The following is a 12,341-nucleotide window of genomic DNA, read 5'->3' as shown; positions in this document are numbered from 1 at the left end:
GGCTGTCACCGCTGTGTGGTGAGCCTGTGCCCCGTCTGTGAGTCCGGGTCCGGGTCCGGGTCCGGGTCCGGGTCCGGGTCCGACTGCGGGCCCGGCTGGGGGCGGCGGCCCTGTTGCGCGGGCGGGCGGGCACCGGTGCCCGCACCGGTGCCCGCACCGGAGAACGGCAGCAGGACCTCGAAGCAGGTCCGCCCGGGTGCGCTCCGTACGCCGACCCGGCCGCCGTGTGCGGTCACCACGGCCTGGACGATGGCGAGCCCGAGGCCGGTGGAGCCGGCGGCCCGGGAGCGGGAGGCGTCGCCGCGGGCGAAGCGCTCGAAGACGTGGGGGAGCAGGGCGGGCGGGATACCGGGGCCGTCGTCCTCGATCCGCAGCCGGACTCCTGTCGTTTCTCCCCCAGCTACCGCTGGGGGCGCCCCCAGTGAGACTTCGGCGGTGACGGTGGTGCCGGGCGGGGTGTGCGTGCGGGCGTTGGCCAGGAGGTTGACCAGGACCTGCTGGATGCGGGCGGGGTCGCCGCGGACGGTCGCGGGCTCGTCGGGCAGGCGCAGCCGCCAGTGGTGTCCGGGGCCGGCGGCCCGGGCATCGCTGACGGCGTCGACGACGAGGGGGGCCAGGTCGGTGTCGGTGTCCCCGGCGGTGAGCGGGCGGCCCGCGTCGAGCCGGGCCAGCAGCAGCAGGTCCTCGACCAGTCCGGTCATCCGGGTGGCCTCGGACTCGATCCGGCCCAGCGCGTGCCGGGTGTGGGGGCCCGGCTCCTCCCGACCCCGGCGGGTCAGCTCGGCGTAACCGCGGATGGAGGCCAGCGGGGTGCGCAGTTCGTGGCTGGCGTCGGCGACGAACTGCCGGACCCGCGTCTCGCTCTCCTGACGGGCCGTGAGCGCGGCGGAGACGTGGCCCAGCATCCGGTTGAGGGCGGCACCGACCTGGCCCACCTCGGTGCGGGGGTCGGCCTCGGCGTCCGGGACCCGTTCGTGGAGGGCGGGTTCGCCCTTGTGCAGGGGGAGTTCGGAGACCCGGGTGGCGGTGGCGGCGACCCGGCGCAGGGGCCGCAGGGCGACCCCGACCAGGGCCTGCCCGGCGAGGGAGGCCGCGATCAGCCCGGCGAGGGTGACGCAGACCTCCACCGCGATCAGCGTGTTCACGGTGGAGTCGACCTCGCGCAGCGGGAAGCCGAGGACGACGCTTCCGTCGGGCGCGGACAGCACCCGGTACGCCCCCAGCCCCGGCAGGCTCAGGTTCACCGCCGTGGCCGTGCCCTGCCCGCCGGTACGGGCGGTCCGGGCGAGGGCCGCTGTCTGGGCCTCGGTGAGCGGGGCGGGGTTGCCGCGCTCGGGGTCCTCGAAGCGCACGCTGCGGTCGGCGCCGAACACCTTGCCGTCGGAGTCGACCCGGAACCCGACGGCGCCCAGCGGGGTGCCCGGGCCGAGGACCGACTTCCCCTCCCTGATCGCCTTCCCCGACCCGGGGGGCGGGGAGGCCATGGAGACGGAGGTGCGCAGCTGGTCGTCGAGCTTGTCGACCAGGTAGGAGCGCAGGGCGAGGGTGGTGACGGCTCCGATGGCGGCGCCCACGACCGCGATCAGGGCGACCGCCGAGACGACGAGCCGGGTCCGCAGCGACCAGGGCCGCCGGGCACGCGGCCGGCGGGCACGCGGCCGGCGGGCACGCGGCCGCCGCTTGGGGCGGAAGGCCACTATTCGGCGGGCTTGATGAGGTAGCCGGCGCCGCGCCGGGTGTGGATCAGCGGCGCCAGGCCCGGACCGCTCTCCAGCTTCCGCCGCAGGTAGGAGATGTACAGCTCGACCACGTTGGCCTGGCCGCCGAAGTCGTAGGACCACACCCGGTCCAGGATCTGCGCCTTGCTGAGCACCCGGCGCGGGTTGCGCATCAGGTAGCGCAGCAGCTCGAACTCGGTGGCGGTGAGGTGGATCTCCCGCCCGGCGCGGACCACCTCGTGGCTGTCCTCGTCGAGGCGCAGGTCGCCGACGACGAGCACCGATCCGCCGCGCGCGGCCTGCGCCGCGCCCGAACGCCGGACCAGGCCGCGCAGCCGGGCCACGACCTCCTCCAGGCTGAAGGGCTTGGTGACGTAGTCGTCGCCGCCCGCCGTCAGGCCCGCGATGCGGTCCTCCACGGAGTCCTTCGCGGTCAGGAAGAGCACCGGGACCTGGGGGAGCTCGCGGCGCAGCCGTCCCAGGACGGCGAGCCCGTCCATGTCGGGGAGCATGATGTCGAGGACCACGACGTCGGGCCGGAACTCCCGCGCCGCTCGTACCGCCCCGGCCCCGTCACCGGCGCTGCGGACCTCGCAGCCCTCGTAGCGCAGGGCCATGGACAGCAGCTCGGAGAGCGAGGCCTCGTCGTCGACGACGAGGACCCGGCAGGGCCCGCCGTCGGGCCGCACCAGGGCTGCGGGGTTGCTGGTGGACGTGGACGCGTGGAAGGTGGTCGTCGCAGTCATGCATCCACGCTGTCCGGCGCCTCTGAGAGCGTTCTTGTGCCTCCCTGTGAATTTCCTGAGAAACGCCAGCAGCCCGTCTGATCCATCGCGCCGGCCCCGGGCGCCGGGCTCAGCCGTCGAGCCGGAACAGCCGGGCGGCGGGCTCAGCCGTCGAGCCGGAACAGCCGGGCGCCGTTGTCGTGGCAGACGGCCCGCAGCCAGTCGTCGCCCAGCCCGAGCCGTTCGAGGGCGGCGAGCTGGTGCTCGTAGGGGTAGGGGATGTTCGGGAAGTCGGTGCCGAGCAGGATCCGGTCGCCGAGGTCGGCGAGCCGTCCGCGGTCCCCGGGCGGGAAGCCGCTGATCCGTTCGGAGAAGTCGGTGAAGGCCATGGTGGTGTCGAGGCGCACCTCGGCGTACCGGTCGGCGAGGTCCAGGAAGTCGCTGTACTCGGGCATCCCCATGTGGGCCACGATCAGCGGCAGCCGCGGGTGGCGGGCCAGCAGCCGGGCGATCGGCTCGGGCCCGGTGTACTTGGCCGGGACGGGCCCGGACCCGCAGTGGATCACGGTCGGTACGCCGGCCTCCGCGAGCAGCCCCCAGACGGCGTCGAGCCGGTCGTCGTTCGGGTCGTAGGCGCCGACCTGGAGATGGGACTTGAAGACCCGGGCCCCCGCGTCGAGGGCCTGGCGGACGTAGCCGGCCGCGTCCTCCTCCGGGAAGAAGGTCGCCGTGTGCAGGCAGTCGGGGGTCCGGGCGGCGAAGCCGGCGGCCCAGGCATTGAGCCACGCCGCCATCGCCGGCTTGTGCGGGTAGAGCATGGCGGTGAAGGCCCGGACACCGAACTCGCGCAGGAGGGCGACCCGTTGCTCCTCCTCGTGCCGGTAGGTGATGGGCCACTCGACCCCGGTCAGCGGACCGACCGCGTCGAAGTAGTCCCACACCTTGTCCAGGACCCGCTCGGGCATGAAGTGCGTGTGTACGTCGACCAGTCCGGGCAGCCCGAGCCGCTCCCGGAAGGCGCGGACCACGTCAGCCGTTGCGGGCAAAGCCGTGGCTCCGTTCGACGGTCGCGACGTGCAGGGTGTAGCTCTCGTACCAGTCCGCGCGGCCCTGCTTCATGGCGGCCTGGTGCTCCAGGTCCTCCCGCCACACCCGGAGCGACGCGTGGTCGCGGAAGTAGGCGACGGTGATCCCGAGGCCTCCCGGCGTCCGTGCGGACTCGTAGCCGAGGAAGCCCGGGTTCTGCGCGACGATCTCGTTCATCCGGGCGAGGACCTGCGGATAGCCGCTGTCGTCGTCGGTGCGCACATTGCTGAAAACGGCCATCAGGTAAGGGGGTTCGAAGGCCGGTACCGGCTGGATGCTCATGCCCACCACCCTGTGCGGCGCGCCCGGGCCTGTCCACAGGAATCGGCCCCGGCGGACCAAAGGGATCCAAGTTTTGACCATGCCCGGCCGGCCCGCTGGATGGCAGCGGGCCGGCAGGTGCCTTAGAACAGCCCGTCCTGCTCGGCCGCCGGACGCTCCGAGCCCGACAAAACCTCCGCCACCGGCACCGGCACCGGCACCGGCACCGAGGCCCCGTCGTCCCCGCCCGCCGGGACGGCGAGCTCCCACCCGGCCAGCAGACGGGTGTCCACGACCAGCCCGTCGGCGAAGTGCAGATCGGGACCGGCCGCACCCACGAGCTCCCCCACCACCGCCCCGCCGGGCACCATCTCGGTGATCACCCGGGCGGGTTCGGACAGCCCCGCCAACCCGAACGCCCCCGCGTGGTCGGCGACTTCACACCCCACCCGTTCCAGCGAGTCCGGCCAGCCGGGCAGGGCTGCCGCCCGGGCGTGCAGCTCGGCGACCTCCCGGGCCCGCTCCGGCGCGGCCGGCAGCCGTGCCCGTACGGCGCGCTTGCGGGCGTAGGCGATCCGGTCGGGCACCCCGAGCGCCGCCCGCAGCAGCTCCTCGGTGCGCCGGGCGGCCATCAGCGGCCCGCGCCCCAGCCAGGCCCACGCCACGGCACCCTGCTCCAACAGCCGGGCCCGCCCCCGCTCCTCGGCGGTGATCCCGACCTTGACCATCCCGGGCCCGAACCACGCCAGGTAGACGCGATAGGTGCGCGGGTCGGCGGCGTTGGTGTCGGCTGCCACCGAGAACGACCGGTCGAGCCGCGCGCATTCGGGACACTGCGCGTTCCCCGCCCGGCCGGGCACGGTGGCGGCCGTGGGGCAAAGCGTCCGCTTCCCGGCCCGCCACACCCCGAGGCACTGCCGCTCTCCCCGGGCGGTGAAGGCCAGCCGCTGCCCGTAGGTGAGCGGACTCGCCCGCTCGCCCCGCCCCTGTCCGTACCACCCGATGGCAGGCCGGCCGTCCTTCCACCGGATCCCGGTGCACCACCAGCTCACAGCGGCAGCGGCCGCTCGAAGAACGTCTCCAGGGCGACGGTGGCGTGCGTACCGCTGACCCCGTCGATCGCGTAGAGCCGCCGCAGGACGTCCTGCAGCTGCCCGGTCGAGGCCGTGCGCACCTTGACCAGGACCGACGCGCTGCCCGCGATGATGTGCGCCTCCTGGATCTCGGGGATCGCCGCGAACGCGGCGGCGGACTCTCCCATCCAGGCGTTGGAGTCGACCATCACGTAGGCCAGCACCCCGCTGCCGACGGCCTCCGGGTCCACCTCGACAGTGGTCCGCCGGATGACCCCGCGCTCACGCAGTTTCCGGACCCGCTCGTGGGTCGCCCCCGCCGAGAGCCCCACGGCCGCGCCGAGCGCGGCGTACGACTGGCCGGCGTCCTCCTGCAGGCGCAGGACGAGCGCCCGGTCGATGTCGTCCACGCGATCTTCCTCCCGTGGGCCCGTCGGCCCTTGCGAAGACGGTACCGGCTCCTGCAATCCCGCCACCGAACCGAACAGAATTCGGCAGCCCACCCTCAGGAGGAAGCATCTAAGGCACAGCCGACCCGCCCCGGCGGACCACTGCTACCGGGCGACGAACTGCGTAAGGATCGCCTGAACCTCGTAGATGTCGACACCCTTGGTGAAGGTCTTCTCGATGGGCGCCGCGGTCCCGGATATCCAGATCTTGAGCTCGGCGTCGAGATCGAAGTGGCCGGCGGTCTCCACGGAGAAGTGCGTGATGCTCCGGTAGGGCACCGAGTGGTACTCGACCTTCTTCCCGGTGAGCCCCTGCTTGTCGATGAGCACCAGCCGCCGGTCGGTGAACAGGATCGTGTCCCGGATCAGCAGATAGGCGGCATGCACCTGCTCACCCTGCCCCAGCAGCCGCGCATAGTCCCGCTGCGCCGACGCCGAGTCGATGCTGTGCGCGTTTCCGAACAGTCCCATGAGAGCCCCCGCGTTCCGGTTACCGCTTCGAACGATCTTCAAGAACCGTACGCAACCCGCCCCGTAACCCGCGTCCCCCTCCAGAGCCATCCCACCCCTGACCCCCTACGGGGTACCCCCTCCCCACCAAGGAGGAGACGCCACCCCGCCCCGGCTCCGCCAGGACATACGACAGAGGCCCCCAGGATTTCTCCTGGGGGCCTCTGTCTCACTGTGCACTCGGCAGGATTCGAACCTGCAACCTTCTGATCCGTAGGCGCGTGCAACCCAATGTGCTCTCCGTCGCACCACACGGAACCCCAATGGTGAACCCGCCTCTGCCCCAGCAGCTCGTCCGTGGACGTCCGCTGGTGTACGTGCCTGTTGATGTCAGCAACTGATGTCAGGCAGCCCTGACTATTCCCCGCAGTCGGGGGCCCGCCCTGCAAGTTCAGTCGTCCAGACAGCCGTACGACGAGTTGGGGCGCACTTCGCTACACCGCACCGTCAGCCGAACATTGCTGAACCGGCCTCGAATGCTTGCTGGACACTCTGATCAGCGGTCGCGGTGACCAGAGCGGGTGGCACCAACCGGCCGATCGACCGCCATATCCTGCCTCCTCGCTGATGGTCTGCTCCCTCCCGTTCCAGAGCATCCACCTCCTCGGCGAAATCCTGGGCATCCTGCTCGGAAAGATCAAGGCGCGGTGCGACCTCCCGGAGCTGGGCAACAAGTACGGCAAGGGCGTCTGTATCCACCCCTTGGTTCACCGTCTGGGTATTGCCGCCACCGGTAGCCATGTTGCTACCCGGTGCGTTGCCTTGGACGACGTTGCTGGCTATGTAGTTACTGACGTTGTTGGTACCGGCCGGCCGATCGTTGTTCATGAACGTCCTTAGGGTCATGTGAGAGTGGGAGAAGTCGATGCCCTTGACAGTCGGCGCAACGTCAGTGAAGTTCGGAGCACGCTCCACTTTGAGGAGGCCCTTGACCTCCAGGTAGTCGACTGCTGCATCCACCTCGTTGCAGGTGACCTCGGTGCCACAGAACCACCGTTTCTCGTCCGTGGCGAAGAGTTGGAGACGCACCCGACCGCCGACAGGGGCATTCTCGTAGGCCCAGCGCACCAAGGTGTTGTGTAGATACACCTCACGCTCGGCGCGCGACCTCGAGTCTCTGCGCAACCGATGGGCTTCTTCCAGTCCGTTCGCGGTCAGCTGGATCAGATCAAAGGAGCCGTCGGCTTGGTTGACAGCGCGCGTGACCATACGACGCGCGCTCAGCAGGGAAGCGACAGCCTGCGCGTCGGCTGGGTCCAGATTGGCGGCCAGCATGACCTGCTCCGTGCTCAAGAACGCCTGCAGGTCACCCCCCGACTCGTCGAGCGCACACTGCAGAAACTGATCGGCGTACCGCGCGGTCGTCATGGCCAGATCGTAGGGCCGGGCAGGCAGGTGCACCCTGCGGTCTCACCCGCTCACGCGGATCAATGTCGGCGCAGGGGTTCTGTCCGTAAGGTCATGGCCCGTGTCGAGCCGTGTTGGACGTTGAGCAAGCCACCCCGATACGCGCGGACCGCCGTTCACTGCCCCGCCTTCCGTGACAGTACGGACATGCTCGAAGCCATGGCGCAGGTAGTAGCGCTGTAGCCCCGCGTTCGTCGTCCATGCGTCAAGGCGGAGCCAGGAAGCGCCGGAACGATACGCCCGGTCGCCAGCCCAATCGAGCAGCCGGCCGCCAAGGTCGAGTCCCGCGTGAGTCCTTGCGACCGTCAGCTTGTTCACGAACATCGACGGCTCGGCGAGTTCCCCGCCCAACCACAGCCCATCCTCAGCATCAGGCGTCAGCGTGATCGTCGCGGCGGTGACGTCCCCGTCGCGGACCATGAAGACCGCCCCGGCCTCGATGGTGGCCAAAAGCCGGTCCGCCGGGTACGGGCGGCGCCACTGGTCGGAGCCAAGCTCACTCAGCCAGGCTGCTGCCTCCTCACGGAAGGCGAGCAGCTTGGCCACGTCGTCGGCGGTCGCGCTCTCGATGATCACTTCGGCTCATTCTCGGATCGGGCGGACAGGTCACCGATCTCGTAGTTCATTCGGTTGAGGTCGCCCCGGAAGGTGGTGATCGTGCACCGGATGGGCCGCTCGCCCGAGTAGCCCGTACGGGTCCAGAGCAGCACGGGAATACCAGCCCCTACGTCCAGGAGGCGGGCTTCATCGGGCGTCGGCATCCGAGTGGCGATCTCGTCGAAGTACCCGATCTGCTCGATGCCCGCAGCCGCGAGATAGCGCGTCGTCCCCTCCGCGATGTCGCCCGGTTCGGCGAGTCGTGGCGCCTCCTTGGCGAGCCAATCGGGGTAGTACGTCGCCTGCGTCGACCACGGCACGTCATCCACAAAGCGATGACAGAAGCGGAGAACCGTGGTTGAGCTGCCATCCACCTTCAGGCGCTCAGCGACGTACTGGCTGGCCGGCGTCATCTCCACCCGGAACGTCTGACTCGGTCGCCGTCCGGCGTTGGTGACGTCCGTGTTGTAGGCGTCGCCATTCTGCTCGAAGGTCAGGTTCTCGAAGCGCGACGCATTCAGCTCGAACACCTCGTGCTTGCGAACCTCGTACCCAAGCCCCTGACTGGACGAGATGAGTCCCTCGCTAACCAGTTGATTCAGCCCCGACCGCACGGTGTTCCGCGACGCGTCGAAGCGGACCGAGAGTTCGCTCTCAGAAGGCAGGCGAGATCCCGGCGGGTAGACGCCGCTGTCGATCTCCCGACGGAGCGCGTCGGCGACCTGCCGGTACTTCGGCTGCTTGTTCATCTGCCCATCATGACGCACTCGCTCAACTTGTTGGTACATGTGGGGCCCCAATCCCTTGACGACTCACTGTCCGTGGGTGCAACATCACTGCATCAGCTTGTACCAACAAGTTGAGCAAGCGGTGCAGCAGGGTCAAGTATGGCCTGAGCTGCGCTGATGCACGCCAAGGGGCCCGGGATAGAGCGGGCCGAGGGTCCCGGAACCCTGGTCAACCGGAGGGCGAGACCGAAAGGTCACTCGTCTCGCATGCCTAGAACGGGAGCTCGTGTTCCCGAAGGCGAGACACCTTTTCGCACGTCCGACCCCCTGTTGGAGGTTGATGTGTACCGACGAAGAATCCGGGCGCTACCCGTGCTGGACCGGCGCGGCTGGCTGCCCTTCGCGTCTTCACCTGAGCCGCCGCGATGCGCACCGGGATAGCCGGTGATCTGCGGCTCAGGTTCATCCGCGCAGCGGAAATGCTGCGGCCGGTTGCCTCCTCCGTCCGTCCGGCGTCCTTGCGGCGTCGTACGGACGGGGTTGAGGGGAGCCGGATTGGTTCCACCCCCGAATGCAGTGCAGCCCCCGGCGTTGGAGCGCCGGGGGCTGCTGTTCGGGTCCCGTTCCTCTCTCGAAGGAGCAAGACCCATGAAGTCCATCGCTGCACTTCAGAACCTCGTTACCCCGTGGTCCGACGGCCTGGAGCCGTCGGACGCGGAGCTGGACACGATCGAGTGGGAGATGCCGCTGATCCTGGCGGACGTCGACCTGCTCGACGCGGAGATCGCCGTTCTCGACCGGACGCCGTCCGAGCTGGACGAGCGGCGGATCCGCCGGGCCCGCCGCAAGAAGCTGGCCGCCCGCCGGACCCTGCTGAACCAGGCCGCCACCACGGCCGCGGCGAGCATGCCGGGCGGTGTCGCATGACCACACCGACGATGCCCCTCTCGGCCATGGCCGCGCCACTGATGGCGCTGCGCATTTTCGAGGACCGCTACCGGCACCTGCCCGCGCCGTGTGTGTCGATCTCAACGGTCTACCCCAACGTGCTGGAGCTGTCCTTCCACGACGACCTTGACGGGTTCGAGACGTGGTGCGTGGCTCTTGGGATCCGGTCCGGGAACGTGTCTCACGGCGTTCAGGGCGGTGGCCTCACCCGCGTCCTGAAGGCCGAGACCAGCTACTCCGGCGGAGTCGTAAAGCTGATCGGCTACGCCAAGATCCCCGCCGCCGACGAGGCGCGTTCACGGGCGGAGGGCGGATCGTGAACCGTGTTCAGATCCGTTCATCCGAGCGTGCCCTGTCCGTCGGGACGTGGCTGATCGTCGGCGGGGCAATGCTCTACTCCGTCCTCACCGTCACCCCGCTCATGGCCGCCCACACCCCGACCGAGTGGCGGTGGACGGCCCCGATCCTGCCTCTCGTCGTGGACGCGGCGGTGGTGATCGTGGTCCGCCTGGACTCCGTCCTGGCCCGTCTCGGCGGGCACGGCGGGGCCTGGCCGGTGGCCCTGAGGTGGATGACCGGCACCATGACCCTCGCCCTGAACATCGGGGTATCCGCGCTGGCCGGAGACCTGGTCGGGGTCGCCGTGCACTCCGTCGCCCCGCTCCTCCTGATCGTCACCGCGGAAGCGGGACTCGCCTACCGGCGGGCCCTGACGGCCGCCGTCCTGGCCGTGGAGACCCGCAAGCGGGCCGAGCAGGACGCCCGGGAACGGGCGGCGGCGGAGCGGGAGGAGAACCGGCTCCGCGCGGCTCGTGAACAGCGCGAGCACGAGGCAGCCGTCGCCCGTGAACAGCGTGAACACGCGGAGCGTCTGGCCCGCGAGGAAGACGCCCGGCAGGACCGCATCCGGCGCGAAGAACGGGAGCGGGCAGAGGCGGCGGAGCGGGCGGAGCGGGAGGCCCGTGAACGCCGTGAACAGATGCGTGAACAGCAGCAAGCCGAGCGTGAACGTCTTGAGCGCCAGGCCGAGCAGCAGCGCGAGCTGGAGGCCCAGGAACGCGCCGAGCGTGAACGCCGTGAACGAGTCCGTGAACAGGAGCGGATGGAGCGTGAACGCGCCACCCTCCTCTCCGCGGGCCCGCCGCCGGAGAAGCTGCCGGAGGAGCAGGCCCGCGCCACGGTGCAGGCCGCGTTCGCGGCCGGGGTGCCGGTGAGGGTCGCCGCGGAGCTTTCCGGCTGGTCCGTTGGCTGGGCCTCCGCCCGCTACCAGGAGCACCGCGACGCCATCACCTCCGCCCCGGCCCTCGACCGATGAGCACGCTGCCCGTCTACCGGTGGCGTCTCGCCCCGGAGGGGCTGGCCACCCGCCGTCAGCTCCGTGCCGCCGGGCTCCGGCCCGGCGGACAGGACGTCGTCGCCCAGTTGGAGCGGCCCCGTCGGCGGCGGGGCCCGCTGGTCGCCTACCTCTACCTCGTTGAGCGGGCCAAGCCCGTCCGGCCGATGACGGCTCGCCGGGCCGCCGCCCTCGCCAAGGCCAACGCGGCTCGCCGCACCTGCCCTGTATGCCGCCGGGACGCCGGATACGTCATCCCGGTCTCGCTCGGTATGTGCGTGGCCTGCCACGACTTCCCTGAACAGCGCGCCGCCCGAACCCTCTCTGCTGCCTGAAGGAGTTCTGCTGTGTCTCGCCGTACCCGCACGCACACCGCGAAGGGCGCCGCGCCCCGCACCGTTCACATCCCCCGCCAGCGCGGGCACCGTCAGGGGCCGCAGGTCATCGTGGTTGTCTCCGACGAGCCGACGCTGACTCGACGGGCCGCTTCGGCGTCCGGCCGTTGGCTGTGGAAGCACCGCCGGACCTGGGCCCCGACCGCCCTTTCCGTCCTGCTGCTGGCCGTCACGGGCATCGTCCACCTGATCACCCCATGGGCCGCACTTGTCGCGGCCCCGGCCGCCGCCGTGCCCCTGGCGATCCAGGGCTGGAAGGCCAAAGGCCGACCGGCCGGCACGCCTGCCGAGCGCGCCCGCCGCACGTCTCTGGCGGTCCTCGCGCTGGCCGCGCTGACCTGGTTCGCCCTGGCCCTGTGGTTCGGCCCCGCCGAGCCGCTCCTGATGGGCCTGTGGTCGCTGATCACCCTCGACGCCCAGGTCACATGGCTGTTCGCCCGCCTGCGCTCCACCCTCACCGCTAAGGGGAACAGCTGATGTCCAACAACACCTGGATGCCCAACAACGGCACCCCCGGCCCCCGCCGCGGCTCGAACGGCGCCGGTCAGCCCAACAGCAGCCAGCAGGGCGGAGGCTGGCAGCAGGGCCCCGCCGGTCCCGCCTCCGGGACCGGCCAGACGGGCAACAGCCGGTCGCGGACGTCGAACCGCACGCGGGAGTACCACTTCCACATCAACGACTCCGGTCCCCGCGCCGGTAGCAGCGGCCAGCAGGGGTACGGGCCGCAGGGCAACGGCCGGGGCCGGGGGGCGGGCGGACGGATGCACTCGCCGCTGGGTGACCCAGAGTTCTTCTCCAACGTGGACATCCGCAACTACTGCGAGTCCGGCCGCGGGCTGTTCCTGCAGATGTCGTTTGAGTTGGCCAACGCCGCGGAGATGCTCAACGCCGTGCTGAAGGAGATCCCCGACCCCGACGGGCGCCCGTTCGGCTCCCGGGCGCGGGCCCGCCGGGTGTCGCGGCGGATGAAGAAGGCAGCCGAGGACGCCCTCGGGACCGCGAAGAACCTCGCCGCCACCTATGCAGCGTTCCAGCGGGAGTTCGACCCGCAGCTCGCCCCGCACGCCCGCCCGCGCCAGGGCCGCCGCTTCGACTTCAACGGCTAACCGAA

Annotated in this window: 16 protein-coding genes; 6 read left to right on the top strand and 10 right to left on the bottom strand. The window is 70.7% G+C overall.

Features of this window, described 5'->3' with window-relative positions:
* Positions 1 to 5 precede the first annotated feature (5 nt).
* From AB0D66_RS03200 to AB0D66_RS03155, 10 genes are all read right to left on the bottom strand, one after another.
* The gene (locus AB0D66_RS03200) at positions 6 to 1,619 is read right to left on the bottom strand and encodes a HAMP domain-containing sensor histidine kinase (RefSeq protein WP_362295876.1); all 1,614 of its coding nucleotides are present in this window, start codon (positions 1,617 to 1,619) and stop codon (positions 6 to 8) included.
* Between the two features lie 77 nt (positions 1,620 to 1,696).
* Positions 1,697 to 2,464, bottom strand: coding sequence for a response regulator transcription factor (locus AB0D66_RS03195; protein WP_362295795.1), 768 nt, complete (start codon positions 2,462 to 2,464; stop codon positions 1,697 to 1,699).
* A 143-nt stretch (positions 2,465 to 2,607) separates the two neighbouring features.
* Positions 2,608 to 3,489: an amidohydrolase family protein gene (locus AB0D66_RS03190; protein WP_362295792.1), complete on the bottom strand. Its 882-nt coding sequence runs from the start codon at positions 3,487 to 3,489 to the stop codon at positions 2,608 to 2,610.
* Complete coding sequence (locus tag AB0D66_RS03185; RefSeq protein ID WP_362295789.1) at positions 3,473 to 3,811, bottom strand: antibiotic biosynthesis monooxygenase; 339 nt, start codon at positions 3,809 to 3,811, stop codon at positions 3,473 to 3,475. The genes AB0D66_RS03190 and AB0D66_RS03185 overlap by 17 nt, the downstream gene beginning before the upstream one ends.
* A 122-nt stretch (positions 3,812 to 3,933) precedes the next feature.
* Positions 3,934 to 4,842, bottom strand: a complete 909-nt coding sequence (locus AB0D66_RS03180) for a DUF2797 domain-containing protein (RefSeq protein WP_362295786.1) — start codon at positions 4,840 to 4,842, stop codon at positions 3,934 to 3,936.
* Positions 4,839 to 5,273 carry an Lrp/AsnC family transcriptional regulator gene (locus tag AB0D66_RS03175; protein WP_362295783.1) on the bottom strand — a complete coding sequence of 145 codons (435 nt, stop codon included), beginning with the start codon at positions 5,271 to 5,273 and terminating at the stop codon, positions 4,839 to 4,841. Before AB0D66_RS03175 ends, AB0D66_RS03180 begins: the two co-directional genes overlap by 4 nt.
* A 144-nt stretch (positions 5,274 to 5,417) precedes the next feature.
* Entirely contained in the window at positions 5,418 to 5,783 is a 366-nt protein-coding gene (locus AB0D66_RS03170) for a PH domain-containing protein (protein ID WP_362295780.1), read from the bottom strand.
* 486 nt (positions 5,784 to 6,269) lie between these two features.
* Complete coding sequence (locus AB0D66_RS03165) at positions 6,270 to 7,190, bottom strand: hypothetical protein (protein WP_362295777.1); 921 nt, start codon at positions 7,188 to 7,190, stop codon at positions 6,270 to 6,272.
* A 42-nt stretch (positions 7,191 to 7,232) separates the two neighbouring features.
* Entirely contained in the window at positions 7,233 to 7,805 is a 573-nt protein-coding gene (locus AB0D66_RS03160) for a GNAT family N-acetyltransferase (protein ID WP_362295774.1), read from the bottom strand.
* The gene (locus AB0D66_RS03155) at positions 7,802 to 8,575 is read right to left on the bottom strand and encodes a GntR family transcriptional regulator (RefSeq protein ID WP_362295770.1); all 774 of its coding nucleotides are present in this window, start codon (positions 8,573 to 8,575) and stop codon (positions 7,802 to 7,804) included. The genes AB0D66_RS03160 and AB0D66_RS03155 overlap by 4 nt, the downstream gene beginning before the upstream one ends.
* A 627-nt stretch (positions 8,576 to 9,202) precedes the next feature.
* Here AB0D66_RS03155 and AB0D66_RS03150 point away from each other — a divergent pair.
* Genes AB0D66_RS03150 through traA form a run of 6 tightly spaced genes read left to right on the top strand, consistent with a single transcriptional unit; the run spans position 9,203 to position 12,336 of the window.
* Positions 9,203 to 9,481 (top strand): DUF6284 family protein, encoded by a 279-nt coding sequence (locus tag AB0D66_RS03150; protein WP_362295769.1) that lies wholly within the window; start codon positions 9,203 to 9,205, stop codon positions 9,479 to 9,481.
* Positions 9,478 to 9,822: a hypothetical protein gene (locus AB0D66_RS03145; protein ID WP_362295767.1), complete on the top strand. Its 345-nt coding sequence runs from the start codon at positions 9,478 to 9,480 to the stop codon at positions 9,820 to 9,822. The genes AB0D66_RS03150 and AB0D66_RS03145 overlap by 4 nt, the downstream gene beginning before the upstream one ends.
* Complete coding sequence (locus AB0D66_RS03140) at positions 9,819 to 10,817, top strand: DUF2637 domain-containing protein (protein WP_362295765.1); 999 nt, start codon at positions 9,819 to 9,821, stop codon at positions 10,815 to 10,817. The genes AB0D66_RS03145 and AB0D66_RS03140 overlap by 4 nt, the downstream gene beginning before the upstream one ends.
* Positions 10,814 to 11,170, top strand: a complete 357-nt coding sequence (locus AB0D66_RS03135; protein ID WP_362295762.1) for an RRQRL motif-containing zinc-binding protein — start codon at positions 10,814 to 10,816, stop codon at positions 11,168 to 11,170. The genes AB0D66_RS03140 and AB0D66_RS03135 overlap by 4 nt, the downstream gene beginning before the upstream one ends.
* Before the next feature lie 12 nt (positions 11,171 to 11,182).
* On the top strand, positions 11,183 to 11,707 hold the full coding sequence (locus AB0D66_RS03130; RefSeq protein WP_362295759.1) for a hypothetical protein: 525 nt from the start codon (positions 11,183 to 11,185) through the stop codon (positions 11,705 to 11,707).
* Positions 11,707 to 12,336 carry a plasmid transfer protein TraA gene (traA, locus tag AB0D66_RS03125; RefSeq protein WP_362295756.1) on the top strand — a complete coding sequence of 210 codons (630 nt, stop codon included), beginning with the start codon at positions 11,707 to 11,709 and terminating at the stop codon, positions 12,334 to 12,336. The genes AB0D66_RS03130 and traA overlap by 1 nt, the downstream gene beginning before the upstream one ends.
* The last annotated feature ends 5 nt before the right edge of the window (positions 12,337 to 12,341 follow it).

It is taken from the genome of Streptomyces sp. NPDC048270 (genome assembly GCF_040652335.1).
In the GTDB taxonomy this organism is placed as follows: domain Bacteria; phylum Actinomycetota; class Actinomycetes; order Streptomycetales; family Streptomycetaceae; genus Streptomyces.
Note: the sequence above shows the minus strand (reverse complement) of the source record. Positions and strands in the feature narration are given on the sequence as shown.

Coding starts and splice junctions, on each gene's coding strand:
- traA (WP_362295756.1), top strand. CDS start 11,707: ATGTCCAACAACACCTGGATGCCCAACAACGGCACCCCCGGCCCCCGC.
- AB0D66_RS03145 (WP_362295767.1), top strand. CDS start 9,478: ATGACCACACCGACGATGCCCCTCTCGGCCATGGCCGCGCCACTGATG.
- AB0D66_RS03155 (WP_362295770.1), bottom strand. CDS start 8,575: ATGAACAAGCAGCCGAAGTACCGGCAGGTCGCCGACGCGCTCCGTCGG.
- AB0D66_RS03195 (WP_362295795.1), bottom strand. CDS start 2,464: ATGACTGCGACGACCACCTTCCACGCGTCCACGTCCACCAGCAACCCC.
- AB0D66_RS03135 (WP_362295762.1), top strand. CDS start 10,814: ATGAGCACGCTGCCCGTCTACCGGTGGCGTCTCGCCCCGGAGGGGCTG.
- AB0D66_RS03165 (WP_362295777.1), bottom strand. CDS start 7,190: ATGACGACCGCGCGGTACGCCGATCAGTTTCTGCAGTGTGCGCTCGAC.
- AB0D66_RS03170 (WP_362295780.1), bottom strand. CDS start 5,783: ATGGGACTGTTCGGAAACGCGCACAGCATCGACTCGGCGTCGGCGCAG.
- AB0D66_RS03185 (WP_362295789.1), bottom strand. CDS start 3,811: ATGAGCATCCAGCCGGTACCGGCCTTCGAACCCCCTTACCTGATGGCC.
- AB0D66_RS03150 (WP_362295769.1), top strand. CDS start 9,203: ATGAAGTCCATCGCTGCACTTCAGAACCTCGTTACCCCGTGGTCCGAC.